The sequence below is a fragment of the Parasphingorhabdus sp. genome, assembly GCF_059726685.1.
The window spans coordinates 3,319,696-3,346,061 of the sequence record NZ_AP041068.1; the positions used below are offsets into that span (position 1 = coordinate 3,319,696).

At 52.3% G+C, this 26,366-nt stretch carries 24 protein-coding genes; 6 read left to right on the forward strand and 18 right to left on the reverse strand.

Going from position 1 to position 26,366, the window contains the following annotated elements:
• Nucleotides 1-30: 30 nt before the first annotated feature.
• Nucleotides 31-981, forward strand: a complete 951-nt coding sequence (locus AC6I9Z_RS16220) for a DUF547 domain-containing protein (RefSeq protein WP_461458948.1) — start codon at nt 31-33, stop codon at nt 979-981.
• On the opposite strand, the gene AC6I9Z_RS16225 is transcribed toward AC6I9Z_RS16220, so the two are convergent.
• Nucleotides 978-2,999 carry a glycosyltransferase gene (locus AC6I9Z_RS16225; RefSeq protein ID WP_461458950.1) on the reverse strand — a complete coding sequence of 674 codons (2,022 nt, stop codon included), beginning with the start codon at nt 2,997-2,999 and terminating at the stop codon, nt 978-980. The two genes, AC6I9Z_RS16220 and AC6I9Z_RS16225, sit on opposite strands and share 4 nt — an antisense overlap.
• Nucleotides 2,996-3,331 (reverse strand): hypothetical protein, encoded by a 336-nt coding sequence (locus AC6I9Z_RS16230; RefSeq protein WP_461458952.1) that lies wholly within the window; start codon nt 3,329-3,331, stop codon nt 2,996-2,998. Before AC6I9Z_RS16230 ends, AC6I9Z_RS16225 begins: the two co-directional genes overlap by 4 nt.
• Before the next feature lie 193 nt (nt 3,332-3,524).
• On the opposite strand from AC6I9Z_RS16230, the gene AC6I9Z_RS16235 reads away from it, so the two are divergent.
• Nucleotides 3,525-4,109 (forward strand): TIGR04282 family arsenosugar biosynthesis glycosyltransferase, encoded by a 585-nt coding sequence (locus tag AC6I9Z_RS16235; RefSeq protein ID WP_461458954.1) that lies wholly within the window; start codon nt 3,525-3,527, stop codon nt 4,107-4,109.
• Nucleotides 4,094-4,834 (forward strand): glycosyltransferase, encoded by a 741-nt coding sequence (locus AC6I9Z_RS16240; RefSeq protein WP_461458956.1) that lies wholly within the window; start codon nt 4,094-4,096, stop codon nt 4,832-4,834. Before AC6I9Z_RS16235 ends, AC6I9Z_RS16240 begins: the two co-directional genes overlap by 16 nt.
• 8 nt (nt 4,835-4,842) lie before the next feature.
• Here the strand turns inward: AC6I9Z_RS16240 and AC6I9Z_RS16245 are convergent, their stop codons facing one another.
• Nucleotides 4,843-5,913 (reverse strand): SDR family oxidoreductase, encoded by a 1,071-nt coding sequence (locus AC6I9Z_RS16245; RefSeq protein ID WP_461458958.1) that lies wholly within the window; start codon nt 5,911-5,913, stop codon nt 4,843-4,845.
• A 4-nt stretch (nt 5,914-5,917) separates the two neighbouring features.
• Entirely contained in the window at nt 5,918-6,973 is a 1,056-nt protein-coding gene (locus tag AC6I9Z_RS16250; RefSeq protein WP_461458960.1) for a methyltransferase domain-containing protein, read from the reverse strand.
• A gap of 108 nt (nt 6,974-7,081) precedes the next feature.
• Here AC6I9Z_RS16250 and AC6I9Z_RS16255 point away from each other — a divergent pair, with 108 nt between their 5' ends.
• A complete protein-coding gene (locus AC6I9Z_RS16255) occupies nt 7,082-8,041 on the forward strand; it encodes a radical SAM protein (RefSeq protein ID WP_461458962.1) in 960 nt (319 codons plus the stop codon).
• Here the strand turns inward: AC6I9Z_RS16255 and AC6I9Z_RS16260 are convergent.
• The 10 genes from AC6I9Z_RS16260 to AC6I9Z_RS16305 form a co-directional block, all read right to left on the reverse strand.
• Nucleotides 8,038-8,907, reverse strand: coding sequence for an S-methyl-5'-thioadenosine phosphorylase (locus tag AC6I9Z_RS16260; RefSeq protein WP_461458964.1), 870 nt, complete (start codon nt 8,905-8,907; stop codon nt 8,038-8,040). The two genes, AC6I9Z_RS16255 and AC6I9Z_RS16260, sit on opposite strands and share 4 nt — an antisense overlap.
• A gap of 55 nt (nt 8,908-8,962) precedes the next feature.
• Complete coding sequence (locus tag AC6I9Z_RS16265; RefSeq protein ID WP_461458966.1) at nt 8,963-10,048, reverse strand: inorganic phosphate transporter; 1,086 nt, start codon at nt 10,046-10,048, stop codon at nt 8,963-8,965.
• A 69-nt stretch (nt 10,049-10,117) separates the two neighbouring features.
• Nucleotides 10,118-10,666 (reverse strand): rhodanese-like domain-containing protein, encoded by a 549-nt coding sequence (locus AC6I9Z_RS16270; RefSeq protein ID WP_461458968.1) that lies wholly within the window; start codon nt 10,664-10,666, stop codon nt 10,118-10,120.
• A 9-nt stretch (nt 10,667-10,675) separates the two neighbouring features.
• Nucleotides 10,676-11,656: a sterol desaturase family protein gene (locus tag AC6I9Z_RS16275; protein ID WP_461458970.1), complete on the reverse strand. Its 981-nt coding sequence runs from the start codon at nt 11,654-11,656 to the stop codon at nt 10,676-10,678.
• Between the two features lie 334 nt (nt 11,657-11,990).
• Nucleotides 11,991-13,241, reverse strand: a complete 1,251-nt coding sequence (locus tag AC6I9Z_RS16280) for a DUF3526 domain-containing protein (protein WP_461458972.1) — start codon at nt 13,239-13,241, stop codon at nt 11,991-11,993.
• Nucleotides 13,241-14,677: an ABC transporter permease gene (locus AC6I9Z_RS16285; protein WP_461458974.1), complete on the reverse strand. Its 1,437-nt coding sequence runs from the start codon at nt 14,675-14,677 to the stop codon at nt 13,241-13,243. The genes AC6I9Z_RS16280 and AC6I9Z_RS16285 overlap by 1 nt, the downstream gene beginning before the upstream one ends.
• Nucleotides 14,674-15,393, reverse strand: a complete 720-nt coding sequence (locus AC6I9Z_RS16290) for an ABC transporter ATP-binding protein (RefSeq protein WP_461458976.1) — start codon at nt 15,391-15,393, stop codon at nt 14,674-14,676. Before AC6I9Z_RS16290 ends, AC6I9Z_RS16285 begins: the two co-directional genes overlap by 4 nt.
• An 87-nt stretch (nt 15,394-15,480) precedes the next feature.
• The gene (locus tag AC6I9Z_RS16295; RefSeq protein WP_461458978.1) at nt 15,481-16,641 is read right to left on the reverse strand and encodes an acetyltransferase domain-containing protein; all 1,161 of its coding nucleotides are present in this window, start codon (nt 16,639-16,641) and stop codon (nt 15,481-15,483) included.
• A gap of 39 nt (nt 16,642-16,680) precedes the next feature.
• Nucleotides 16,681-18,873, reverse strand: coding sequence for a TonB-dependent siderophore receptor (locus tag AC6I9Z_RS16300; RefSeq protein WP_461458980.1), 2,193 nt, complete (start codon nt 18,871-18,873; stop codon nt 16,681-16,683).
• Between the two features lie 19 nt (nt 18,874-18,892).
• On the reverse strand, nt 18,893-19,249 hold the full coding sequence (locus tag AC6I9Z_RS16305; protein ID WP_461458982.1) for a MerC domain-containing protein: 357 nt from the start codon (nt 19,247-19,249) through the stop codon (nt 18,893-18,895).
• 481 nt (nt 19,250-19,730) lie between these two features.
• Here AC6I9Z_RS16305 and AC6I9Z_RS16310 point away from each other — a divergent pair, with 481 nt between their 5' ends.
• Nucleotides 19,731-20,318: a polysaccharide biosynthesis/export family protein gene (locus tag AC6I9Z_RS16310; RefSeq protein WP_461458984.1), complete on the forward strand. Its 588-nt coding sequence runs from the start codon at nt 19,731-19,733 to the stop codon at nt 20,316-20,318.
• Here the strand turns inward: AC6I9Z_RS16310 and AC6I9Z_RS16315 are convergent.
• Complete coding sequence (locus AC6I9Z_RS16315) at nt 20,315-20,776, reverse strand: serine acetyltransferase (RefSeq protein WP_461458985.1); 462 nt, start codon at nt 20,774-20,776, stop codon at nt 20,315-20,317. The two genes, AC6I9Z_RS16310 and AC6I9Z_RS16315, sit on opposite strands and share 4 nt — an antisense overlap.
• A gap of 594 nt (nt 20,777-21,370) precedes the next feature.
• Here AC6I9Z_RS16315 and AC6I9Z_RS16320 point away from each other — a divergent pair.
• On the forward strand, nt 21,371-22,765 hold the full coding sequence (locus AC6I9Z_RS16320) for a sugar transferase (protein ID WP_461458986.1): 1,395 nt from the start codon (nt 21,371-21,373) through the stop codon (nt 22,763-22,765).
• On the opposite strand, the gene AC6I9Z_RS16325 is transcribed toward AC6I9Z_RS16320, so the two are convergent.
• From AC6I9Z_RS16325 to AC6I9Z_RS16335, 3 genes are read right to left on the reverse strand one after another with little or no spacing between them, the layout of a single operon-like run.
• Complete coding sequence (locus tag AC6I9Z_RS16325; protein ID WP_461458988.1) at nt 22,712-23,863, reverse strand: glycosyltransferase family 4 protein; 1,152 nt, start codon at nt 23,861-23,863, stop codon at nt 22,712-22,714. The two genes, AC6I9Z_RS16320 and AC6I9Z_RS16325, sit on opposite strands and share 54 nt — an antisense overlap.
• Nucleotides 23,860-24,861 carry a polysaccharide pyruvyl transferase family protein gene (locus AC6I9Z_RS16330; protein ID WP_461458990.1) on the reverse strand — a complete coding sequence of 334 codons (1,002 nt, stop codon included), beginning with the start codon at nt 24,859-24,861 and terminating at the stop codon, nt 23,860-23,862. Before AC6I9Z_RS16330 ends, AC6I9Z_RS16325 begins: the two co-directional genes overlap by 4 nt.
• A complete protein-coding gene (locus tag AC6I9Z_RS16335; protein WP_461458992.1) occupies nt 24,854-26,362 on the reverse strand; it encodes a lipopolysaccharide biosynthesis protein in 1,509 nt (502 codons plus the stop codon). The genes AC6I9Z_RS16330 and AC6I9Z_RS16335 overlap by 8 nt, the downstream gene beginning before the upstream one ends.
• Nucleotides 26,363-26,366: the final 4 nt, after the last annotated feature.

Sequence of the window (26,366 nt, forward strand, 5' to 3'; positions counted from 1 at the left end):
AGACCACATATTCATTTTGCAAGGTTCGACATGAAACATCATTATATCGCCATATTGTCACTTCTGGCATCTGCACCCGTACAAGCGGCAGATTTTGACCATTCCAGCTGGGACGCTCTTTTGACCGAGAATGTAGAGATGGTGCCCGATGGCAGTTCCTCAACCGTAAACTATGCGGAGTTTGAAGAGGATCGCGCTGCTCTGAAATCCTATCTGGATGCGATGGCAAAAGTCAGCCGCGAGGAGTTTGATGGCTGGTCGAAACCGGATCAGCTCGCGTTTTTGATCAATGCCTATAACGCCTGGACGGTTGAGCTAATTCTCACCCAATATCCCGATCTGGTGTCGATCAAGGAGCTGGGATCGTTGACCGAGTCACCGTGGCAGATGGCCTTCATTCCGCTTTTGGGCGAGACATTATCTCTGGACAATATCGAGCATGATATTATCCGCGGCAGCGGACTATATAATGACCCACGCATCCATTTTGGTGTGAACTGTGCAAGCATTGGTTGCCCGGCCTTGCTCAACGAAGCCTTTGTTGGCAGCAAACTGGACCAGCAATTGGATATGATGACCAAGGGGTTTTTGAGCGACCGCACCCGCAACCGGCTTGAGGACGGAAATCTCGCCGTGTCGAGCATCTTCAACTGGTATGGCGGTGATTTTGAACAGGGTTGGCGCGGCGCTGAAACGCTGGACGAATTTTTCGCGCTTTATGCAGACAGTCTTGGTCTGTCTGCTGACGACATTGAGGCGCTCGATAGCGGTGATATGGAAATCACATTTCTGGAATATGATTGGCGGCTCAATGACAGCAAAGGACCGGGTTCGGCCGAGAACTCCAACTTTATCTCGCCCCTATGGCTCATAAGGTCAAACCCCATTTTGGGCGTTGCAGCTGGCGGCGTTCTGTTGGTGCTAGTTGGCGGGATCATATTTTTCATCCGGCGGCGGCGCACAAAAGCAGCCCAAGCTTAACGGAAGAACGCTTCACGTCCGATCACATATAATATCTTGTTCCCTGCGAGCAGCACGCCGCGAACCGTACCGGATATTTTTGATATACCGACACGGCGGCGGTAATTGGCCGGGCGTTCGGTTATGCGCATATTCTGTTGTACAGCTTTAACCTGCATCTCAACGGTCCAGCCAAAATCCCTGTCTGCCATGTTCAGGCGGTCAAGCGCATCAGCCCGAATAGCGCGAAATGGCCCGAGATCAGTCATTCTCGTACCCCAAATCAGCCAAACCAATCGGGTCGCAAGCCAATTCCCAAACTGTTGCGGGAAGGTCATGGCCCCGGTCTGCTTTTGCCCCAGGGCCCGTGATCCGATGACCAGATCAGCCGCGCCGTCTGTCAGCGGTTTAATCAAGGCGGGCCCTTCCTCCGGCACATCTGCACCATCACCGTCCATGAACAGAAATATATTCGTAGCTGTTGGGGCGGCGGATATGCCCGCCAAACATGCAGCGCCATAGCCACGCTTTGGTTCGCGTACAATTATCGCTCCGGCGGTCAAGGCCTGTTCGACCGTCCTGTCCGTAGAGCCATTGTCGGCGACAATGATGCAAGGTGGCTCAGACCAGTTTTGCGATCCAATATCGCGAACGACCTCTCCGATTGAGTTTTCCTCGTTCAGTGCCGGGATGATAACCGCAACTTGGGCCTGCGCTATTGGTGTGCACAAAACCTCCGCAGAATCACTGGCTTTCTTTTCTCTTTGGAAACGCCGATAATCCCAGCAGACAGCGGCCAGCAATATGATGACCTGAGCCGCCCAAGCCATCCAATGCACCTCGAAATCCCTCAACGCCGGGTTTTCAAGGTTAAGTCCTGTCAGATAGCTAAGCGGCAAGGCAACCGCCGCCGCGAAAGGCCAGACCATGCGGCTTTTTGTCGCAAACGGCAATATCCACAGCAAATACCAGGCGTTCACCGCCGGTGCGAATAGCAATATGGTACCGAAGATCATTGTTATCGGCGCGACTTCCAAACTGCGCGTACGCGCATGCAGAACCATGATGATGCCAATACCGATCAATGCGGCGCTCAGCCTTGCTATTGATGAAGGCAACAGCACATCAAGCAACGCAAAGCCCATGGGATTATAATACCAGTCCGCCGCAAAAACGCCGGTTGAATCGAAACCGGCACCCTGCCCCTGGATCAGAAAAATACCATAGATAAGCGCAAGTGTTGCGATAGCGGATGCCACGGCCCGCCACCCCATGCGCAAAAGCAGGGGCCAAAGAGCGAGCGCCACAATCTTGGCACCGGCCGCAAGTCCGAAGAACAGACCAGCCAACAGCGGATAGTGCTTCGCCAATAATATGCCCGCGAGCAACAGCATCGCCATTATCCCATCGGGATGGATGTGGATGATTGTTTCCGCCAGTACCAGAGGGCACCAAGCATATAGGGCCGCCTTTTCAGGACTGGTCCATCGCAGCAGCAAAGTCACCAGGATCAGGTTGATTACCGCAAAAAATATCCGCAACCCCACTGGGTCTGTACCGGCGAACAGATAGGCAAGCGAGAAAATGAATTGCAGCGTCGGGCCATAAATTGTCGGCAAATGCGGATTATTTACCCCGTCCAAGGTCAGTGCAAGACCGTTGTCGGGAAGCGACTTTCCAAAAAAGTCGGCAGGCGCGATACCATAAGGAGAGCCGGAGATCATCAGTCGCCAGCCATCCCAAATAAACCGGAAATAATCGTCTTCAAAGGCCGCAAAGCCAAAAATCGCTACGACATGAAGAATCAGCGCAACGCCAAAAACCATTCCGGCCGTCAGTGCTGTTGATCGCCAGATGCCAATAAATACGGTCAAGCTACCAAGGCTCAACAACGCGACATAGGGAAGGACCGCGCTGTCATCACTGTGCGACAACAACACAAGGCCAGTGGTAACGGCAATTGCCGCTACCACTGTCAATATTGTGGAAAAGCCGGTCACCACGCCGTTGAGATGGGCGACAGCTGATTGTTGAGTCAAGGCGCGATGCTATAGCGTTCCGACATATAGTAGAGCACGGCCTGTCGCTGTTTGGCCTTCAGATCAAATTCGCCAGCTTTCACCTTGGCAGCAACTTCACGCGCCGTTTTACCATCGGTAAAGCCGCCCTTATACTCGCACTTCTTGCAAGTAATGCGCTTTTTGAAAGCTCTTTTGCCCTTACTATACGCTGCAGCGCGGGGGTCACGTGGTTGAGACGCGCCAAAACCGCCACCACTATAACCACCACCACCGCCACCACCGCCTGACGCCAAGGCCGGTGCCGCGATCATCACAGATAGTGCTGCTACAGATAAGCTCAGCATTTTCATATCATACTCCTAAATTTTTGGTCCGGGTTTTGAACCCTCATTACGATTTCGGAGAAACATGGCTTTTTGTTACAGGTTGGTTTGAAAATACTGCAATTTATGTAACGAAATAGCCGTCTTAATCGAATCATGTGCTACTCAGCTGCCATTACAAGGACAACTAAAGCATGCTCTTTTTGACCGGAACCGGCTCATGAACACTGTTCGGCTGGTTCTCTTCACACGTTATCCGGTGCCGGGATCTGCAAAAACACGCCTGATTCCGGCATTGGGAGCAGACGGGGCGGCCGCCGTACATATGCAGCTGACCGAGCGGACGGTGGAGATACTGAAGCAAACCGGTCAGCAGATTGAAATCCAATATAGCGGCGGCGACGCGAATGCCATTGCCAGATGGTTGGGTAGCGACCCGTCCTATGTGCCGCAGGTCGAAGGCGATCTCACCAGCCGCCTGTTGGCTGCGATGGACCCTGCGCCGGTCATATTCTTGGGCTCTGATACACCTGATCTATCCGCCCATCATGTGAACGCGGCGATCAATGCTTTACAGAAATCCGATGTAGTTATTGGACCAGCAGATGACGGCGGCTATTATCTTATTGGTTTAGCAAAACCCTATCCTTTTCTATTCCAGAATATGCGCTGGAGCACAGAACATGTTATGCCCGATACGCTTGATCGTTTGAGACAACATGACATTGGTTTTGAGTTGTTGGAGACATTACATGACTGCGACCGGCCAGAGGATCTGGAGCGATGGCCATGGCTGAATCCATGAACCGGGTTACCATTCTGATCCCGATGCTTAATGAAGAGCGGGCATTGCCTAACACTTTGGATTGCGTCAAATCACTGGATCCACCGGCGGATGAGATTCTGATTGTGGATGGTGGCAGTTCCGATACATCTGTAGCACTCGCTCAGACTGCGGGACTGCAAGTCATCGCAGCGCCCAAAAAAGGTCGCGGCGCACAAATTAATTTCGGAGTGCGTGAAGCGCAGGGTGAGGTTGTCTGCGTGCTTCATGCCGATAGTATACTGCCTGCGGACGCCGTGGCGGTTATGCGCGCGGCCATGGCCGATGGTAAAACCGGTCTGGCCAGCTTCACACCGCGGATTGCCGGGCCGCAGGGAACACGCTGGGGTTCGACGCTGCATAATTGGATAAAGACATGGTATGCGCCACTCATTACTCGGCCGCATCTGTTCCTTCGCGGTGTGCGACTGTTATTCGGTGATCATGCGATGTTTTTCAGGCGAGAACAGTTTCTGGCCATTGGTGGCTGCGACGAGCGACTGGTCGTAATGGAAGAAGCCGATCTTTGCATTAAACTGTCCCGCTATGGCAAAATTCGGATGATACCGCGCTGGGTCTGGACATCGGACAGACGGATTACGGCATGGGGCCGATGGCGGGCCAACTGGATATATCTAAAAGTCGGATTGATGTGGGCCATGGGCGCCCGTGAGCGGCTGGCCGATGAATATCCAGATATCCGCTAGTCCGGCGTTTATGGGATCGCCTTGCTGGATGGTCGTACATCGCGAATGAAGCTGCTTTTGATGCAGTGTTCGATCATTCTTTCCAGAGCTGCAAGATCGACCGGGGGGCAGGTTCGCCCACTAATCCGGCGCAGGTTTTCGGTCCCGAAATCAGGACAGCGTTGAAAATAACTGGCGTAGAACGCAGCAACATGCGTGTATAAACGGCGTTCCAATTCTGGCAGTTCTTGAACACCGAACATCTCTGGAGCCAGGAATTCAGGCGGATCCAGCTGGTCAAACAGGCCTATCGCTTCCGCAAGCATGGTGGGAGAGATAGCAGCCCCTGACGTTAGGTGAATGATCTTTCCCTCTGCCTTGTCCCAATGACCGACAATGTCGGTCAACCCTCCCACAACATGGTCAATGGGAACAAAATCGAGCGTCGCTTCGGGCGCTGCAGGCAACCGTGTAATATGACCTTCGGCGATCAGCCGGAATAACTGATAAAAGCTATCAAAGCGATGAAAACTGCCGTCATCATGCGCGCCTACAACAATGCTGGGCCGGGCAATGACAGCGCGCCTTCCGGCAGCGAGCACCAAAGCCTCTCCTGCTGCCTTTGATCGCTCATAGCCATTGGCAAAACTCTGATCAGCTGCACATGGTGCTTCGGCAATCCGTCCGTCTTTCAGGCCGCAAACATAGGCTGTGCTTACGTGAAGGAAGCGGGCTCTCGGTACCGTCTCCAGAACATTGAAGACGCCGCGAACATTGACGTTTCGATACACCGCTCCGCTGGCATTGAAATCGGTCGTTGCGGCACAATGAATGACCAGATCAATCTGACGCCCGAGCAAAGCAATAGTGGCCTCATCCAGACCAAGGCCGCGTAACGTCACATCTCCGGTCAGTTTAGACACACAACCGGCGTCGGGCATGACATTTGCGAAATCACCAGCTGGCAGCATCCGCCCGTCATTTGCATATATGTCACGGGTTTTCCGGACCAACGCGACGACCGCATGGCCAGCAGCAAGCAATCGCGCAGTAAGCTCACCGCCGATAGTTCCTGTTGCACCTGTGAGCAGTATATTCACGGTTTCAGCAGCAGGACGCTGGCTCGGCTTCTGCACCGCTGGTATCGGACGTATAGGGCATATCGCTGCCACACCCTTCAAACACACCATAGTGGCGAGAAAAATCACCGATGAAATCGAAATGAGGCGCGAAGCGTGTATCCGCCAGCATGCGCCATGAATTGCCGCAAATGGGGAACACCCGGCCAACCTCGATAGCGTGTCCCTTATCCAGCTCGAACAGGCGTTCCTGTCCTTCTATGCCGCCTTTGTAGATAACGGCCTGGCCATAGTCTTCGCACTCGGGCTCCAACTCCTCCAGTTTGAAAAGTCGATAGGTTGCCGAGTAGAAATTGATACCATCCAGCATCTTGGCAATATTCGCGTCACCAATGCCAAGCGGACGATCCTTTACCAGACGCGGGTCGCCGAAGCCGGCGCTCTTCGCCTGCTCCATGAAATCGCCCCAATAAAGCGCACCGGAAAGGCATTCGCCGTGAAGGACCGGATCATTCAACAAATGCACCGGAACGCGGCGGTCGGCATAGACATCGGAAAAATACAGCTCACCGCCCGGTTTCAACAAGTTAAACGCCGCTCGGAAAACTGCAGCTTTGTCCGCCACCAGATTGATGACACAGTTTGAGACGATGATATCGAAACTGTTCGGTTCCAATTCCAGTTCGTCAAGCTTTTCAATATCACCCTCGATAAAGCGCACATTGCTTTGCGCATAGCCAAAGCGTTCCCGGTGCCATTCGATATGCCGATTGGCGACTTCAAGCTGCGCGGGCGTGGCATCGACACCCACAACGGCGCCGTCTTCTCCGACAAGTTGAGCCAGCAGATAGGCGTCTTGCCCGGATCCGGAACCCAGATCGAGTATGTGCGCTCCATCAATCAATTGCGGCGTTACAAGGCCGCAACCATAGTAACGGCCCTTCACTTCTTCATGCACGTTATCCAATGCCGCCCTGACGCGGGAATCTGGCGCATCGGCCATGGTGCAAGCGTCGGTCAGCAGATCAGATGATCCGGCAAGGATTTCCCCATAATATTTCTGGCTATTTTCAAGATTCATTCAGTGGCTCCGCAATTTTACACCACTGGTTCGGGAAAAATAGCCAAGGGGTTACAGTTACATGCCGTTGCATGTAACGAATGGCCTACATGTCGCGAATAGGATTATATGTCAGAGACTTCTCCATTTTCCGTTATCAATGCACCGCCACTTGATCCGAAAAAATTCCTTGATCAGGATCTAACCGCCAAGGGCGAAACGCGTGCGCGCGTCGCCATGACCGGTCTTCATACTTTGTGGATCAACACCGGCACCTTGTGCAATCTGGCGTGTAAAAACTGCTATATCGAAAGCTCCCCGACCAATGACGCGTTGGTCTATATCACGCTGGCCGAGGTTGAGACGTTTCTGGATGAGATTGTGGCGGAGAACCTGTCGACACGGGAAATCGCGTTTACCGGCGGTGAGCCGTTTATGAACAAGGATATGATGGCGATATTGCGCCTGTGCCTGTCACGCGGGTTTGAGGTCCTGGTGCTAACCAATGCCATGCGGCCAATGCGACGTTTTGAAAGCGAATTGTTGACACTGGAAGACCGCAGCCGCCTGACGTTCCGGGTCAGCCTGGACCATTTCACCAAGGTCATTCATGAGGCAGAGCGTGGCCCCAATAGCTGGGACAAAGCGCTGGACGGAATTGATTGGCTTTCAGCGAACGGATTCAACATCTCGGTTGCCGGACGGCATTTAGCCGGAGAAAACGAGACACAGGCACGTGCCGGATATCGCGCGTTATTTGCCGATCGAAACTGGGCCATCGAAGTGGATGACCCCTCACAATTGATGTTGTTTCCCGAAATGGATGCGCAGGCCGATATCGCCGAAATTACGGACGCTTGCTGGAGTATCCTGAATGTCGATCCAGCCAGTATCATGTGCGCATCCAGCCGCATGGTTGTGAAACGCAAAGGAGAGTCCACTCCCCGCGTGGCTGCCTGTACGTTGCTGCCCTATGATCCACAATTTGATATGGGCGGAACGTTGAAGGAAGCCAGCCAAAGCGTAGCACTAAACCATCCGCATTGTGCACGGTTTTGTGTTCTGGGCGGTGCCAGTTGCTCGGCTTAAATCGCTAAAACCCGTCCGGCCACGGCATCCAGTTTCGCCTTTAACACGGGATCTTGGACCGATGGGTCTGTAATCAACGCATAGTCGAGCACCGTATCAATCGGACTTACCTCTCGTTTCTCTGGCAATGATCTCACCAGATATTCAACAAGCGCACGGCCTCTTGCTGCATTATCGCTCAACTGAGCAATAATGGCCTCCACTTCAACGGGAGCTTCATTTTCGCGCCAGCAGTCATAATCGGTGACCATGCCGATCAACGCATAAGGGAGCTCCGCCTCCCGCGCCAATTTTGCCTCTGGCATAGCGGTCATGCCAATGACGTGAGCACCCCAGCCGCGATACATATGGCTTTCGGCGCGGGTCGAAAATTGCGGTCCCTCCATCGCCAGATAGGTGCCGCCATCCTGCACGGTTGCTCCGGCCTTTCGCGCAGCATCAGCTGCATATGAAGATAGCCGCGGACAGACGGGATCAGCCATTGATACATGAGCAACAAGGCCGTCACCAAAGAAGCTTTTCTCCCGAGCGAACGTGCGGTCAATAAACTGGTCCACCACCGCAAAATGTCCGGGAGCCAAATCTTCGGCGAGTGAACCAACCGCCGAAATGGAAACAAGATCCGTCACACCCACTCGTTTCATGGCATCGATATTGGCCCGAAAATTCAACTGACTCGGTCCAAGACGGTGTCCGCGCCCATGACGTGGTAAAAATACACATTTTACGCCGGCAATATGCCCGGTCAGCAGTTCGTCGGACGGCGCTCCCCAAGGTGTTTCAACCGATATCCAACGGGCACCCTCCAGAGCATCCAGCTGATACAACCCTGATCCGCCGATAATGCCCAATGTCCATTCACTCATAGTTGAAGCTCCGCCCCGATTGAAATGTTGTTAGCCGGATATGACCGGAGGTTTCCTATGCTGCAAGTGTCATTACGATCCACGCGATCGCACCTGCCAACGGTAATGTGCCAACCCATGAAAGCAGGATGGTTCGCACGGTTGAACCGGACAATGTCTGCGCACCTGCACCCACGCCGGTAATGGCACCCACACTGACGTGGGTGGTGGATACAGGTAAGCTCTTGAAGCTTGCAGCAAGGACGAGCGCAGCTGTTGCCAGATTGGCCGTCAATCCCTGTGTTGGGGTCAGAGTAGTGATTTTCTGGCTCATCGTTTCGGCAACGCGGCGTGACAACAATAAACCGCCCAAGGCCACGGCAATGGCAATCGCGATCAATGACAAATTTGTGTTGCCAACATTCACCACCACCATCAAACCTGCCAACTTTGGCGTGTCGTTGACCGAGCGGGCAAAGCAGATCGTTGCAGCTGAGGCGATATGGGCAGAATTGAGTGTCTTGCTGACCGAAGCGCGAGTAGCTTCAGACCCGTGAACAGCGCATGCTTCATCCGTGTCAATGATAACAGCAGGCATCGCCAGGGCGCGTTTCATTGTGCCGTCAACGGTTGCTTGCGGTGCTGTTTTCACGACACAAATACAGTCCTTATTGACGTTTCTCTCTGGCAAAAACCTATAAACCAAATAACCGATGAAAGCTGAAACGAACGGACTGACCAGCAAAGGCAGAATGAATGCCGAACCCAAATTGCCAACGTTGACCGCGCCTGCGCTGCTCGCAAGTCCGGCACCAATCAGGCCGCCAACCAGCGCATGGGTCGTTGAAATTGGTAGACCCACCCGTGTCGCAATCATCACCGCCGCAGCCGCACCGCTCGCTACCGCAAGTGCAAAGGAAGGCAAGGCGACAATTTCATCCGGGACCAGACCCTTGCCCGAAAACTGTTTTACCAGACCATGGGCAAGTAATATCGAAAGCAGGCTACCAGCAAGCGCCGCAAGTGTCGCGATTATCAACGCTTTGCGATAATCCAGCGTTGCCGAACCCCATACGGTTGCGAAGCCTTTAAAATTGTCATTTGCGCCATTTGCGAAGGCAAGGAACAGTGCTGCGACTATGACCAATGTTATTATCATCATCTACCCTTTGTCTGTTGGCAAAGGTTCGGTCCGGTAGAAGAGATAGTTACATGCCGCCGGTTTCAAACATTAATATCGGGTGTTATTCTGATCGTTGACCATGCGGCCCCAAACCGGGTTATAGGGATGCACATATGAAGTTGATTTAGTTCCGCTAGTGTAAAGCGGGCGGCTTTCATTGTGCCATTTGAATATCCCGCCCTCCAGATTATAGGCCGCTTTTGCACCTGACGATATCAAAGCATCTTGCACCCGATTGGCCAGATCGGATGACCGCTGCCCAACCGAACAATAGAATATCGCCGTCTTTCCTTTGGAGAGATCAGCAAATTGCGCGATGAACTCCTGTGTTGACATCCCTGGATCGACCCGAAAGGCACCCTTCAAATGGCTGACCGAAAATTCCGACGCCTCCCGCACGTCAAAAAGCACGGTGCTCTCCTGGTTCAGGGCTGATAGGCTATCACCATCAATATGACTCACCTCAACAAATTCGCTTTCTATTCCTTTGTGGACTTTGGTTAGACCACCATCATCGCCCGCTAATAGCAGATAACCGGCCGCAGTTAACGAACCGCACAGCGCAAACGCGATTGCACTTTTGGCTTTCCACTTCATTCCACCTTCCTAACCTTTGGGTCCAAAAGGGCGCAAGATATAGTCGCGTAGCGACGCAACTGGCGGATATCCATCAATGCCGGTCTTCGGAAACTCTCCATCCTTCGGCATATATTGCGTGCCGAATATACGGTCAAAAAATGAAAAGAAGGATGCGTAATTTTTGCCGATATGACGGACATCGCGTGTGTGATGGTGATGATGGTAGACATTGTCGGCAACGATATGGCGAAATGGAGCAGGAAATGAAAGCGCCGGGGCATCAGAATGCATGTAGTAATTGGATATGAGATAAAATGTCGTCACCAGCATGATATGTTGCTGTGGAGCGTCGATCAAAAGTACCAGCGGCGTGGTAATCAACAGTATGTAGATTACATCCTGCCCGAAATGGGAATAACTGCGTGCCGCATTTAGATGTTCGATTTGATGATGGATCGCGTGAAAGCGCCATAGGAAGTCAAAGTGATGCAGCGCGCGATGCAGCCAATATTCCATCAGGCCCAGCAACAGCAGGTAAATCAGCGGAAAGACGACAAGCACGGGGCCTAGATCATCGGCGGCAAATAGTGGTTCCACGCCCAATGACCGAAGCAGGCTGAATTCTGCCGCTTGAACCAATATAGAAATCGCTAGCGCCACTACGCTATAGATCATGCCATCGCGATATCGGGTCCGAAAATCGGAAAAGCGCAGTTGCCGCCATTCGATGATGACAAAAAGCCCAGCCACCGTCAAAAAAGTGAATATCCCATTGGCCAGAGCTACAGATATATCGGCAGCTACTGGTCTGATTTCGATATCCTGAAAGAAAAACCCCAGTCGATATTGCATCCATCCAGCAGCATAGAGCAAAGATTCCGCAACGATCAACAAAACCGCAAAAGTCAGAATGAAGTTCCCGTAGCCTATTGGCTCCGACTGCTTGCTGGCAATGTTGGGATTGTTCACCATCACGACACTATCGATCTGCTTTGGGATTGGGATCATAAAACGTGTATTCGATCGAAAGCCTTGCAACGTTACAATGAGGGCAGTTTTGATTGGCGGTCCAACTTGTTTTGCCCTCTATTTTATCAGCCTGTAATTTAATGCCTGCTTTCGGTGACTTTAGCCGGGTAATCGTAACGAAAGTTGAGAAACTGATGAACCGAGATGGCGTGCGGGTTTCAAAGATAGTTTTTTATAGTCAAGATCATGAAAATCTCAAGGCAGATATAAGGGTGTTATCTCGATGATGTATGCTGGTTCAGCGTTGTAGTATGAAAAATCCTGTTCCCGATAACTAGTAGGCTTCTAGCATGACCTCACGACAAGAACTCTCCTAAGATTTCGGATCGTAAGCCGGCAATCCTTCCAACAGGTCCCGATCAAATGGTTCATCCTTGAAAAGCTTGGGGTAATGGAACGCTCTGAGTTGCGCGTGAAAGTCACGCACCGATTCCTCATAGGCGATCATGGAGGCGGCATCCGTACCCGCCAGTTTTTCAAACGACCGCTCGACAAAAGAGGTTGGGGAGAGAAAGGCAAACACACCTGCCTCATGATCTCGCGCCAGTCTTGCAGAGCGATATTGGGCAACTAGAGGCTCTGCTTTCATGTCACCTAGTTGTTGAAAGGCATAATACCATTTCCATTCGAAAGGCTGCTCAATCGTTGCGTGGGCGTTCCATTCAGGATGCTCTTCTAGAAATGCGGACATTGTCGCTTCCTTAGGCATATCCCACGCATCGTTCACCGTTTCTCTTTGAAGCAGCAAGATTTCCCCACCTTTCGGTAGTGGTTGACGAGTTTCAATTGCAGCTTTGGAAAGTGCCGGGATTACAATCGCCAAGGCAAGCCATAGTCCAACCAATGCAGTGAGCAAGACAGACGAAGAGGCGTCAATCCGACTGATTAGTTCAATAATCAACCACCAAAGCAACAGAGTGCCTAGGAGAACGACGCTTGCCTGTATCATCACGCCGAGTGAAGCACCTTCCACTGCCGACGCGACCCATAGCGGTATCAATAATAAAAAGAACAATGCCATCACCCGGATGAGCGCTCTCGGCAACCAGAGGCTTTTGGACGACCCGGCTGTCGCTAATAGCAGATCATGACGCCTTGCTGTTCGTTCGGCCGCGCGTAAATCATAGAGCAGCAATATGAGCAGCAGTGGCGCGACCGATGCGGCAAGGAAGGCGAAATCAAACCGGCCTACCAGACCAAAATCCGCATTTCTGGTATCTGCTTCATGGATTTGACCTTCGAGTGCCAGCATGCGCACGCGGTGTTTCCAGGGACTGCTGTCGCGCTGCCCCAAGGCGGCAAAAGCAAATTCGGACGGCGGGGCATAGGTCAGATGAAAAGCATAATAGGCAGCGCCGCCCCAGTCTTCCTGTCCTTCAAGTGCATTGGCCCGGTCGGCGCGGTCTTCCTCGACAAGTTCTGCAATAGTCCTTTGCTGGTCTCGGACTTCTGCAACGCCAAATGCAACGGAAATGATGGACAGTATAAACGCCAGAAGAAGCCAGAATAGCGCACCACGGTCCTTGGCAAGGAAACGTGACTCTCGAAGCATATCTCTGACCATCAGACCCGCACCCTCCGCGCTGCAAAAAATGCGACACCGCAAGCCAGTATCAACCATGATAAAAGCATCCCAAAGGCAAACGAAGCCCGATCGACTCTGTCTGAAGCGCTATCTGGCGTGAAACGAAATTCGTCGAGCACGCGCCATGCTTCTGAATTCACTCTTGTTCGGCGTTCGGCCTCCGGATCGCTGCTGCGGTTAAGGTCATCCTCATAAGCCAGTTCCTTGGCATGAACTTCGTTGAGCGATTGGACAAAATCAAAGCGAAGAGCCTCGCTCTCGCGCAAAAAACGATGGTGCGTAGACAGATCAGTTCCGGCAAGGGTGCGCGATACGGAGCCGATTGCAATAGTCGGTGAGGCAAGACCAAATAGATTGAAAAGCCCTGACTGGTTCGCCTCCTGCTCCATGCGATTTTCAGCATAGCCGTTGAGTAAATCGGTCAGTTCAGCTTCGGAATAGGATGCCACAACCCCGCGCCAGTTGATCGGCAGATCCTCGACCTTTTCCACATCATATTGCTCCAGCACCTCTTTTTGCAGGCGCTGAAAAGCCGGGTCTGCAGCGTTGTGGCCGTCGCCCAGTTTGCGTTGTTCCGCAAGCATGACGAGGTCGCTTTCAATCTTGCCCGGGGCGTCAATGGCCGCACTACTGGCATTGATTGCGAATCGGGGCACGATCAGCGCCGCGAAAAGCCATATGAAAATCAGAGCGCCGAGCGAAACGGCACGGTGTTTTAGAATAATCGATGCGGCCAGAACGATAGCGCCCCAGACGCAGAGGTATAGAAAATAGCCGCCGACAAGCGAGACGGCCGCAAGCCCATTTTCTCCCTGGACAACCGAATGGATTGCGACGGCAATCAGCGGCAACATGAATATCGCGATAACAGCGAGCAACGCCAATGCTTTACCCATTGCTAGCGACACACCTGACTGGCCCTGCGCCAGCATCACGGCCAAAGTGCCGCTTTCACGTTCGCGCAGCAACAACGCGTGACCCAGTACGATCAGCAGCAATGGCAGGAGCAACTGATACAGGTTTGCCGGATTCAGGGACGCAAAACCGCCTAGATCGGCGGCCGCCTTGGTATCTGCAAACATAGGGGTATTTTGCCGGTGTCCCTCTAGGAAGATCGATTGGCCGGTTACCGCATCGACACCGGGTTCGAAGGCCGCCAGCGGCGGCGGGGGACGAAAAGCGTAGTGGCCATAATGGACCATACGGTGCGGATGTCGATCCGGCTGTACAAAGAAAGTTGCTTCGGCCGCAACCTGCTGCGCAAGACGTTGCGACTGTTCGCTGGCGACGCGGTTGACCGTCAGCACACTGGTTACCGCTAGCAAAACCGCGACAATCAATGTCGCCACCACGATTACTTTCGAACGCAGCCAGAGCCGCCATTCTTCTTTGGCAATCCTCAGCATCATGTTCATGCGGTTTCTCGCTCGGCAAAGGCCGCATGCACGGTTTCCGTATCAATCCGCTCGCCATTCTCTGCGGCAAAGCTACCGACCAATTGACCGCGCCGAAGCAATCCGACCCGATCGGCGACCTGGCAGGCGCCGTAAACATCATGTGTGACCATCAATATTGTCTGGCCGGCGCCAGCCAGATCTTTCACCAGATCATGGAATTCATCGATCGCGACCGGATCCAGGCCGGAGGTCGGTTCATCAAGCAACAGGATCGGAGTTTCGCGCAATAGCGCAAGCGCGATCGCCGTTTTTTGCCGCATGCCTTTTGAGTAGGACTGCAGTCGCCGCGAACGGGCTTCCCTAGGAAGTGCAACCCGGTTCAATGCGTCGTCATAGTCAGCCTTCTTGACTGATTTACCCGCCAAATCGAGAAAGTAATTGAGGTTTTCATAAGCAGTCATATGGCCGTACAACGCGGCTGCCTCAGGCAAATATGCAATTGCTGATCGCGCGGCAGCAATATCATCGGCGACGCTTTTTCCGTTGACCAGTATCTCTCCGCCGGAAGGTTCCAGAAAACCCAGAAAGGCGAGGAGAGTGCTCGATTTTCCTGCACCATTGCCGCCAAGCAAGGCGAAAACCTCCCCTTCCGCAACCGCGAAAGAAACACCGTTTAGTACAGCATTACCTTCGCGATTCAGTGAGAGGGAACGAGCTTCAAGTGGCGAGGTCATAATACTGTTTTCCCTGACTTAAAGATTGAGGACACGAAACGGGTATGGCGCGCGTCTGGGGGCATGCTGGCTGGAGGGAGCGTGCCATTAGAAATAGCTGAGCCATGGCTTGTTGCGCTTTTCACGGTGCTTGTAGTCAGCAAAGACCTTTGCGATCGGGTAGTGCACCGCGACTAGCAAGAACATACCAACCCAGATCCACAGAACGCTGTCCAGACCATAGCGCTCACCTTGCGTTGCGCCGAATATCGCATAGAGGATCCAATAGGCGGCCAGTAAAACATAGAGATGCAGGACATAGATAAACATCGGAATGGACCCGAATGTCTGCATCAGGTCCAGTAACCAGTTTTGCTTTTTCACCATCTCAAGCCAGGCGAGCATCAGCAGGCCTAGGCCCAGCGTGAGCAATATGTAGTCGAGCGACGGCGGATATTTGGTGAAGTTGATGAACGACATCACTGTCTCAATTCCCGTCTCTTGTCTCGTCCAGGGGATCGTCTCCCCGTAGATGTTGAACCCGCGCAGGACCAACAGAAGAGCAAGACATGATGCGCCGAGGCCGATGAGCCATTGCCGTCGCGTCACGATAGACATGGACTTTGCGAAGAGCGGACCGGCAAAATAGCCCAAAAGAATAACACCAAACCATGGCAGGCTGGGATAAGACAAGCTTATCGTCAGAGGGCCAATCTTCCCCAGTTCACCGCCATCGTGCAGAATGGCCCATGGGATATATCCTAATTCACCGGGCTCGAAGTTGATCGGCACCAGAATATTGTGGCCCAGCACGATGAGGAACCCCAAGGCACCGATGACCCAGTAATTCAATCGGCTGGCGAGGGATAGCGCAACCATGCAAAGCCCAATCGCCCAAAGCACTTGCAGAAAAAGAAAGTTTGGAAAGCTGTCTGCCCAGACAAGGTAGTAAAGCACTATTTCGATCGCAATAATGACAAGACCGCGCTTGAACAGGAACATGGACGGCGACCGATATTCTCCGTCCCGCGGATGAGCGTAAAGCCAAGCGGACATGCCGGCGAGGAAAATGAAAACCGGCGCGCACAAATGCGTGAGCATGCGCGTGAAGAACAGATCCGGCTCTATCGTGTCAGCGATCGGGTCACCTGTGCGGACATGCATATAAAAGCGCTCGCGCACATGATCGAGCATCATCAGGATTATAACAAGGCCCCGCATGATATCGATAGAGGCAATGCGTGATGCTGGCATGTTTTCGTTGGTCATGGTTCTCTATGCTTAACGACTCTCGTCTGATCCTCCGGACTAAAATGAATAGGATGCCGTGAATCGAAACCGTCGCGGTGCGCCCGGTTGGACCCAAACATCGGCAAAGGAGTTGGTGTAGAAGGTCTCATTGAACAGGTTATCGACATCGAAACGAAGCGCGAGACCCTCGACAGGCTCCACTTCCCCGAACAGGCGTACGGTTGTGTAGTCAGGCAAGAAGAAATCAAAGCCTGTCCAGCCAAGCCGTTCACCGACATGCAACACACCGCCGCCCAATTGTGCCGGGACATCGGCTATGTTGAAGGACTGACTGACCAGAAGGCTCAGCTGATGGTCCGGCGAGTTGATCAGCGGGTCGCCATCTTCGATCAGCGCGCCAAAGTCCGCATCGGGGTTGCTATTGGTAAACTCCGCGTCGGTATAAGCGTAAGAGAACCAAATACTCAGACCGCTGTCAAAAGCCAGATTGGCATCGAACTCAATGCCGCGGCTGCGTGCCTCACCGGCCGGGATAGAGAAGAATCCCGCCGCCACTGCCTCCGGCCGATCATCATTCACCAGAATATTGCTTTGATCGACCTGAAAAGCGGTGAGCGTAACAGCGCCATTGACCCCGTTGAAATAGGTTCCCAGATCCGCCTTGATCCCGATTTCAGCAGATTCGGTGATGTTCGGGTCGAACTGGTTGCCCAGGAAGTCGGAACCGGTTTGTTGGCGGAAGCCTTCACCATAGGACGCGTAGATGCTGATCCCGTCATCAACCTGGTACACTGCCCCGACCTGCGGAGAAAAACGGGTATCCGAGGTCGTTGTGGTGGTCGCTGGTGTGGCGCGCAGATTGGTTAGGTCCTGTTTGAAATCATCAAACCGCCCACCCAAACGGATTTGCAGACGATCGGTGATATCGATCTGGTCCTGGAAGTAAAAACCGAACCCTTTGAGCACCTCTTCGCGATCGGTATTCGGTCCCGGCACAGGTTGTGGGAACTGTCCATAGATCGGATCAAACACGTCAAGGAACAGATATTCGGCAGGGTCCAACGTGCTGATGTCGGTGCCTGTAGGGAAAAACCCGGGTCGAAAGCGCTGGATAAAAAGGCTGTTGTCGAAACGGTCGTAATCCGCACCGACCAATACCCGGTGACGCAGGGAACCGGTGCTAAATTCGCCTGCCAGCTCGGCACGAAGGACAAGATATTCGGAATCGAAATCGCGAAAACGGAAGAATCGGGAAAGGGTACGTCCGTCCTCGAACAAGGTCTGACGACCCTCGAAATTCGTTTCTGATGCGTTGCCGACCAGCGAGGTCTCCCGGAAACCAATACCGGTAAGCAGGCTCCAATTGTCCGAGAAATCGTGCTGGATTTCGAATTGATGGCCAAGAACCTCGGTTTCGATCGGTCCGTCGCCGGGTTCGCCCACAAATGTCCGGCGAGGTGTAAAACCAAATTCTTCAGTGAAAGCGACACCGCGATCGAACGGGATATCTTGCCTTGTATATTCTAGCTCATAGGTCGCGCGGGTATCCTCGCCAATCTTCCAGGTTAGAGAAGGATAAAGGCCAAATCTCTCCGTTTCGACCGTTTTGCGAAAGCTTTCGGCATCTTCAAAAAACCCCACCAGACGGATTCCCAGTTGGTCATTCGAACCAAGCGTTGTCTGGACATCGCCTTCAATACGATATTGCTCCCAGCTTCCGATTGTACCGCGGATATAACCCGTGGTCGCAAATTCAGGGCGCTTGGTGACTATGTTGACCGTGCCCCCCGGCTCACCTCGTCCAAAAAGGGCTGAGCGGGGTCCCTTGAGGACTTCAACGGACTCTATGCCGGCTATATCGCGAGGACCACCAAAGCCGCGCCCGGCATTGAAGCCGTTGACGAGAAAGCCGCTCGGTAGATTGATGTCACCGGAAAAACCGCGGACCGAAAACGCATTCCACAGTCCGCCAAAATTATTTTGCCGGGCGACTGAAGCAGACAGATCCAGCGCACTCACCAGATCCTCCGCACCGAAGTCAACAAGCGTTTCATTGTCGATAATTTGATCAGCCTTCGGTGTTTCAAGCACTTCAAATTCCCCGCGGTAAGCTTGTCGCAGACCGGTTACGACAATCGGCGATCCGTCGTCGGCACTATCTGTATTATCGCTTTGGGCAAAGGATGGCGTGGCCAAAAGCGCGACAAGCGGCAGTACCGAAGCCGATGCCGAAAGTTTAAAAAAGGTCATTATTGGGTCCCCGTATCCACTATCTTTGTCTGTAAATTCGATAAATGTGCGCGGAGGCGATCAGGACACCTCCGACGATGGTTGGCAATGTCTCCTCAAAGCCGAAATTCTCTGCGAAAAGTGCGCCTGTTATCCAAATAGCTCCCAACCCGGCTGGCAATAGAAATTCCGGAACGCGCGCTGACGGCGAAAAAATCACCACGCTCGTTGAAGCCAAAATAGCCAGTATGGCCATGGTCCAGTGAAGCCATTCTGCCTGTGCAACCACCGCTAACACAGGAGATGATATGGCTATGGCAGGCAAAAGAATACAATGTGCAACACAAGCGAAGCTAAGCGCAATTGCTGCGCCATCTTTGTAGAAAGCAGAATGCATTGAGAAATCCATGTAATGTTATAATATTACATTATTAATTTGACCTTCTTGAGTCAACCGGGTTTTCACTTCGACCTCAGAAGAAGCGTCGGAAAGTGAAAGTGATGTCACGAAACTTCTGCCTTCTAGATAAAGGAGCTTAAGCGGCCAGCGACCACCTTGGGGTCAATGCGGTTATTGCGGAGTGTAATTTATCGTCCGTTGTTCAACCGATGCTGATAACACTATTTCCAAACGCACCGGCATGGAGCGGGAAATTGAAACGATTGATTCCGATATCATTCTCATCGATCGGGCAATCCATCCCGTGACATGCTGTCTTGGAAGTCTTTAAAAGATGCCTCGCGAAGCTCTGTGATAAAGTCCACTGAGCTAATTTGTCTGTCAGATTGTCGCGTCATGCTTGAGCTATTGGTGGAGCAAGCTAGTCGAAACAACAAGTGGGGCAAGTGACTTATTGCGGAATTGCAGGTGACATTGGATGAAACGTCGTTTTCTACACATGGCCTTTAAAAATATCGGGATCATTATTGCTGCACCGCTTTTGGTTGCAGGCTGCACGTCATCAGGCGCCTTTCCGGTGGAGACCGCTGAGCAACCCGATATCGATGTGTCCTATCCTTTGCGGGCTGGCGAAACAATCCAGGTCGTCACTTATGGAGAGGAAACACTGACCGGGGAGTTTAATATCGGCGCGAATGGTGTTCTCTCCTTTCCACTGGTCGGGGACATCAAAGCAGCGGGTCTGACGCCGGCCGCTCTCGGCAAAAGCATAGCGACGGCGCTCGCTGACGGCTATGTGCTCAACCCCCAAGTTAACGTGGAAGTCAAAAATTATCGACCCATCTACATATTGGGCGAAGTGAACAAACCCGGCGAATATCCCTACGTTCCTGACATGACCATATTGGCGGCAATCGCGAAAGCGGATGGCTTCACCTATCGCGCCCAGCAAAAGCAGATATTTTTGAAGCGTTCGGATCAGCCGAGGGAGGTGAAAATCAGGCTAGGCAGCAATACCCGCATTTACCCCGGTGACACTATTCGGATTGCAGAGCGCTTCTTTTAGCGGTTGGACAGCCCATCCGGCTGATATCCGGTGCGGCAATCGCTATCCACCCGGCGGTTGATATAACCCTCAGATCCGTTCATCGACAATATCTTCGCCGGAATACCGCCGACTGCGGCGTCATCAGGGACGTCTTTTGTAACAACGGCATTGGCCCCGACAGCCGCGCGACTACCGATGTATATTCTGCCGATAACCTTGCATCCAGCCGCCAGAAACACTCCATCTCCCAATATGGGCGAGCCTTGTTTCGGCCCGCGGTTCATTTGCCCAAGCATTGCGCCATGGGTAATATTGCAATTGGCGCCGATGATCGCATCGCCGTTGACCATGATATTGCCAAAACGATTGATGAAAAATCCCGGACCGATCCTGGTATATTCTGGAATGGCGATGCCATATTTGTAACGATATCGCAGCAACAGCAGTTTGAAAGGAGGATATAAAGTATATTGCATCACAGCCCGCTTTTTCATGCAACCGCAGAGACGCATGATCACAGAATATTTAAACCCAGGTGTGAAGAAAAAGTGGCGGAGGAAAGAGCGTGCACGCTTGTTCCCAGCATAGCGATATAGGTCTGACAATATAAGCGCCCAAGTATGGCGAAGGCTCCGATTGTTGGTCGTTCGATTGCTTGCAATATTGGTATTTCGCGTCAGTACTTCATTCAAAACCTTTGTTCCTTTGCGACGTTTTATTGCGATGCAGCATCAGCTTCGATTGATCTAAAGTCGGGGTAAATGCGAGTCGGAGCAACTGCCATTAGACCATATGGTATCTAATCGTGTTGAATACACACCCCGTCTCTCACGCCATCAACATAGCGTGACAAGCCAGTTTGGGGATGGCACATATTGTTCAGGAAGAATTCTCAGGGGAATATTTTCAACCCGTTTCAGCATATTAAATACCATCAAACGCGTTCCGAGTGGCATTGTAGAGATGTGATGATGATATTTGTTGTTGCGGTGCAGCATGATTTTGAACCTTATAGTTTCAAATATACTGGCGGCACCGCATTGCTGAAATGATCGCGAAAGGGTTCTCGGATGACAGCCAATCTACGCGCTCTTCAAAATGCGTCTTTCACAACCACAAAAATAGCAGCGCGGAAAAACCCGATCCTGACCAAGCGGTCATGGCGGATAGGAATTTACTCGGTCATGCTTTTTACTGATGCATTGGCGGTTTTCGTAGGTTTTCTGATCAGCAATGCCTTGTTGTTAGACCAGCCGTTCGCATCGCCCGGGCTAAAACTTGGTGTTTTGTCGATCCCCATTTTTCTTGCCATAGCGCTGAATAATAAAGCCTATGGTAGAAGGGCTCTATACCGCAACACAAGCGCGACCATCCGCAGCATAGCCTCACTATTTGCCACATTGACTCTTATCCTGTTCGTTCTTTTTGGATTGTCGATACTCAAGTCCCATCATCCGTCCTTTGTGGCTTTCGGATTTCTGATTTCATCGGCGCTGATCACCGGCGGTCGCTACGTATGCTATGCCTTCGCCAAGCGGATGCTGGGCACAAATCCGGTCAGCGAGCTAGTTATCATAGACGGCGTTCCCCACGGCCCGATCAGAGATAAGCACGTAATCCACGCCAAGGATATTGGTTTGAACCCGGATGTTTCCGATCCCGTCATGCTGAACCGGTTGGGAAATCTATTTCAGTCAATCGACCGCGTGATAGTGGCTTGCCCTGGTGAGCGGCATTGCGATTGGGCTCTGGTCCTGAAAAGCACAGGCGTGACGGGCGAAGTCCATCGCCATTACCGGTTTGCACCGGTGGCCAAATATTGTGAGTTGCCGCTTCATCCTTCACAGGTGAAGCCACTGACCCGTAAGCAACTATGGTTGAAACGTGGAATGGATCTGGTTCTGGTATCATTGGCGATTCTCTTCCTCGCGCCATTGATGATAATTACAGCCATCGCGATCAAACTCGAAAGCCCCGGCCCGATATTATTCAAACAGAAACGATTGGGTCACGGTAACCGACTGTTTCACATCTACAAATTTCGTAGCATGCGTGATGATTTGCGTGATTTGAACGGCGATCGCTCAACGGACCGCGATGATGACCGGATCACCCGCGTCGGCCGTTTCATTCGCGCCACCAGCATTGATGAACTGCCACAGTTGTTCAATGTGCTGGTCGGAACAATGAGCCTTGTTGGACCACGGCCTCATGCTTTGGGTTCCAAAGCCGACAGCAAACTGTTCTGGGAAATCGACCGCAATTACTGGCTGCGTCACGCGACGGTGCCCGGCCTCACCGGTTTGGCGCAGGTGCGCGGTTTTCGGGGAGCGACCATGACGCAAGAGGATCTGGAAAACCGGCTTGCATCAGATCTGGAATATATCCAGCGATGGTCGCCCGGTTTCGATCTACTGATCTTGGCCCGTACCTTTGGTGTGATTGTCCATCGCAACAGCTTTTGAACCACCCTGCCCTGCCATGATTTTTTGGTAAACGGATGACGTTTGCATTGCGATCTGATCCCAATCAAATTTCCGCCGGAATTCCGCTGCATCAACTCGGTATAGATAGGTAGGCCGGTTCAGTGCTTCCGCCAGCGCACCTGTATTTCCAACGGGAAAATAATCGCTTTCGGGCAAACCGATATCAAGATTGGGCTGAATATCGCTGAGCAGCATTGGTGTGGAACAGGATCCTGCTTCCAGCGCAGCAATAGGTAGCCCCTCATGATAGGAGGGCATTACAAAAAGATCGGCATTTTCATAAAGTTCCCGCAATGTGCCGCGATCCTGTAAGCCGGTGAATATGATGTTTTCATCGGCAAGTTTGAGCAACGACTCTGAATAATCGCTGGCATGATCAGCACCCCCGACAATTACCAATTTCCGACCATCATCTATCTGGGCATGCGCCTTGATAAGGTCGTGCAGACCTTTTTCCGGTACCAGTCGCGCAACCGCAAGAACATATTTTCCCCGCTCCAGTGAAAAACGCGACAAAGCATCACCGGGTGCTGCAGGAAGTTCCGGGGCCCCGTTGGGAATGTAGGAAATACGGCGACTGGCCTTGGGGAACGACTGTTGCAGCCGCTTTGTCAGCGATGGGGATACGGCAATCACATGATTGGCAAACCATAGGCCGAACCGTTCACCCATCTTAAGCGCAAAGCGTGGAAATCGTCCCCATTTGGCGCGCTTATAGTCTTCGCCATGATGTGTGACGACTACTCTCAGGCCCATTAACCGCGCCAGTGGAGCTAGCAAAGCCGGCCCTATTGCGTGAATGTGAATCACATCCATGCCCTGCCGCCGTGCTTCCATAATGGCATTGAAGGTCGAGACTATCGCCTCTTGCCAAACCGAAACAGGGGATGAAACACTGACAACAGAAACACCTCGAAAATCATATTTCGAATCTTTCACGTAAGGCGCGCGCGCGAATACCGTGATATCGAGGTTCGGCTGAATGGCCTTGACGCGCGGTAACATTTCTTCGCAATGCGTTTCCACTCCACCCATGATATCCGGAATACCCCGGAGCCCTGTGACCGCCACCTTCATGACAACAACCCTTCCGCCAGGTCCTGCGCTTCTTCAAGCGTATCTGCAGTCCGCATAAAGGGAATTTCAGATGTCCATGCCTGAATAAAGTTCTGAAGCTTCCCATAGCTATTGTCGAGCGTGACATGCGGGATCGCAAGCAAAGTGGACATGATATGCCCATGCAAGCGATCAGTCACAACAACACGGCCAGAAGACAAAAGACCAATGCCGCGTTTTAACCGATTCTGCGCCAAACGATCATATTTCATGGCTCGGGCGGTATCAGGGCTTTGGCCAAAATCCATTAATTTGGAAGCCGCCGAGGCCATCTTCATCTGCAGCTTGTCTTCGGTCAGCCAATCGCCGATTTCGACTGAGTGACCTGGATGACTGGCCTTACCCATGACTGATCGTTCAAAATCGGTGCGCATCAGGTAGTAGAAGTCATGGACAGGATCTTGCCGCTCGAACGGCTCCATATAAAACGCCATATCGGGGCATAGAGAGACCACACACTGGAAATGACACCGCGCAAATTCATAGGATCTTTGATCCCGCACAAGCAGTGTGAAACTACCGTGTTTTTCGATGGCTCGCGCTGTTTCATCCACGGCATCATAATTGTCAAAATAGATGGATTGCGGCAGCTGTATGATTCTCTGGCCCGGAAAGCGGGCCATCAAATCTATGCGAAAATCCTGATGTGACTTCCAGATGGTGCCAAAATTCCCGCCACCATGCAGGAAGATGGTCCCACCACCAATTGCCTGCTCCATTTGATTAGACACATGGGATTTCAAACTACTGACATAAGATGGTGATTGGGCATGCTCCTTAAAAAAGCGCTTTTCGCCCAGCCAGATGGCAGAGTCACCGACATTGGAATGATCCGGGAAGTCCAGCAACGCATAAGGCAGTTCATCAATCATCGGCTCGATCTTATCCGATATTTCCTGTCGGAGGTGATCCAGGGTAGCTGTAGCCGGATCGTTTGAAAGTGTGAGTTGTTCAGGCATGGGGGGAAAGCTCCTTCAGAGGCAGAAAATCTGAGACCAAACGACGATAAGTTGCGGAAATCATCAGCAAGCCCGCAGTGTAAAACAGAGCGGCTCCAGCTATGGTGATAAACAGCCCTTTCCATGAGAGAGGCTGTCCAGCTGAGAAAAGTTGCAAGCCGGTCCAAAGCAACAGCCCCATTATGGTCGACACAAAAAAAGGCGCCTTAATCGCATCAAAACTGGCCTTGGCGCCAATACGGGAGGCTTCTTTCAGGAAATGCATCTGAAGTGGCAAAGTCAGATAAGAACGAACAACATAGGCTATGGCAACTGCGGTCAATCCATAGGGCAAGGCCAAGAGAGTAAGGACCAACGTCGATACCAGCTGAATAATCGCCAGTGTTCGCTGACGATGTGTATTCCCCACTGCTGAGAGGACCGGGGATGCAAAGAAGTTCAACGTATAGGGTATCGCCATGAAAGCGAATATCTGGGCAAGATTGCCAGACGCCTGCCATTTGCTGCCAAATACGAGCGGCACCAGATCAGGCGCGATAACACCAAAACCGACCAAGGCTGGAAAGGACAACGCGGAACAGATGCCGAGCATTGCCTTATAGGCTTTTTGCATCGCGGCCGGATTATCCTGCAGCCGGGAATAGGTTTGTAAACCAACCTGCGAGAATGGCTGTATCGCGGCATTGGCAAACATTTCGGTGGATCGCCATGCCACGCGGTAAACACCAACGGCAGCCGCACCTAGACTGGCTCCAATCAGCAAATCCTGTATCCGCACAAGCATAAGAAAAATCAGCTGTGCAATCGTCAGGTTACTGGAAAAGGCAAAATTCCGTTTCGCTTGTACCCAGTCAAACTTCAGTCCCGGTACCCAGCGATAAGAAGCCCAGGCAAGAACGGTACTCACGGTCTCCGCCACGCAGCGTTGCAGCACCAGCGACCAGATACCCCAGCCCGACAACGCGGCCACCACAGCGGCACTGCCACCAATGATTCCGGCCAGAATTGAGCGCATCGCCACAGTTTTATGCCCAAACTCGCGCAGGCGCAGCGCAAAATGTGAGGCGCCCAGCGCATTAATCGGCAGTGCCAGCGACAATATTTGCAGTGGCCATACCAATCCCGGCTGGTTCAGCAAATCCGCCAGCAGCGGCGCGCAAATCCAGATCAGCGCTACATAGGCGAACGCGATGCCCATATTCGTCCAGAAAATCGTGTTAATCTGAAGGTTATCGATCTTTTTCGCCCGCGCGATAAGCTGCACCAGACCACCAGTCGCAATGATCCTGCCGATTTCCGAAAAGACATAAACCATAGCGAAGATGCCTATCTCCTCCTTGGTCAGCAACCGGGCCAGCAGGATGAATATCACCAGCGAGAAGACCTGATCGCTCAGCGCCTTGGTCACCGTCCAACCCAGAGACTTCTTCGTTTTCTGGCGTAGTGAATCATCAAACAATGCCGAAGCATTGTCAGAAAAATCACTGCTCTTTTCCGTCATGTGC

Bases quoted from the DNA above. Each gene is read 5' to 3' on its own strand.
- AC6I9Z_RS16220 (WP_461458948.1), top strand. From the start codon at position 31: ATGAAACATCATTATATCGCCATATTGTCACTTCTGGCATCTGCACCC.
- AC6I9Z_RS16230 (WP_461458952.1), bottom strand. From the start codon at position 3,331: ATGAAAATGCTGAGCTTATCTGTAGCAGCACTATCTGTGATGATCGCG.
- AC6I9Z_RS16235 (WP_461458954.1), top strand. From the start codon at position 3,525: ATGAACACTGTTCGGCTGGTTCTCTTCACACGTTATCCGGTGCCGGGA.
- AC6I9Z_RS16240 (WP_461458956.1), top strand. From the start codon at position 4,094: ATGGCTGAATCCATGAACCGGGTTACCATTCTGATCCCGATGCTTAAT.
- AC6I9Z_RS16250 (WP_461458960.1), bottom strand. From the start codon at position 6,973: ATGAATCTTGAAAATAGCCAGAAATATTATGGGGAAATCCTTGCCGGA.
- AC6I9Z_RS16255 (WP_461458962.1), top strand. From the start codon at position 7,082: ATGTCAGAGACTTCTCCATTTTCCGTTATCAATGCACCGCCACTTGAT.
- AC6I9Z_RS16260 (WP_461458964.1), bottom strand. From the start codon at position 8,907: ATGAGTGAATGGACATTGGGCATTATCGGCGGATCAGGGTTGTATCAG.
- AC6I9Z_RS16265 (WP_461458966.1), bottom strand. From the start codon at position 10,048: ATGATGATAATAACATTGGTCATAGTCGCAGCACTGTTCCTTGCCTTC.
- AC6I9Z_RS16270 (WP_461458968.1), bottom strand. From the start codon at position 10,666: ATGAAGTGGAAAGCCAAAAGTGCAATCGCGTTTGCGCTGTGCGGTTCG.
- AC6I9Z_RS16275 (WP_461458970.1), bottom strand. From the start codon at position 11,656: ATGATCCCAATCCCAAAGCAGATCGATAGTGTCGTGATGGTGAACAAT.
- AC6I9Z_RS16280 (WP_461458972.1), bottom strand. From the start codon at position 13,241: ATGGTCAGAGATATGCTTCGAGAGTCACGTTTCCTTGCCAAGGACCGT.
- AC6I9Z_RS16285 (WP_461458974.1), bottom strand. From the start codon at position 14,677: ATGAACATGATGCTGAGGATTGCCAAAGAAGAATGGCGGCTCTGGCTG.
- AC6I9Z_RS16290 (WP_461458976.1), bottom strand. From the start codon at position 15,393: ATGACCTCGCCACTTGAAGCTCGTTCCCTCTCACTGAATCGCGAAGGT.
- AC6I9Z_RS16295 (WP_461458978.1), bottom strand. From the start codon at position 16,641: ATGACCAACGAAAACATGCCAGCATCACGCATTGCCTCTATCGATATC.
- AC6I9Z_RS16300 (WP_461458980.1), bottom strand. From the start codon at position 18,873: ATGACCTTTTTTAAACTTTCGGCATCGGCTTCGGTACTGCCGCTTGTC.
- AC6I9Z_RS16305 (WP_461458982.1), bottom strand. From the start codon at position 19,249: ATGCATTCTGCTTTCTACAAAGATGGCGCAGCAATTGCGCTTAGCTTC.
- AC6I9Z_RS16310 (WP_461458984.1), top strand. From the start codon at position 19,731: ATGAAACGTCGTTTTCTACACATGGCCTTTAAAAATATCGGGATCATT.
- AC6I9Z_RS16315 (WP_461458985.1), bottom strand. From the start codon at position 20,776: ATGCAATATACTTTATATCCTCCTTTCAAACTGCTGTTGCTGCGATAT.
- AC6I9Z_RS16320 (WP_461458986.1), top strand. From the start codon at position 21,371: ATGACAGCCAATCTACGCGCTCTTCAAAATGCGTCTTTCACAACCACA.
- AC6I9Z_RS16325 (WP_461458988.1), bottom strand. From the start codon at position 23,863: ATGAAGGTGGCGGTCACAGGGCTCCGGGGTATTCCGGATATCATGGGT.
- AC6I9Z_RS16330 (WP_461458990.1), bottom strand. From the start codon at position 24,861: ATGCCTGAACAACTCACACTTTCAAACGATCCGGCTACAGCTACCCTG.
- AC6I9Z_RS16335 (WP_461458992.1), bottom strand. From the start codon at position 26,362: ATGACGGAAAAGAGCAGTGATTTTTCTGACAATGCTTCGGCATTGTTT.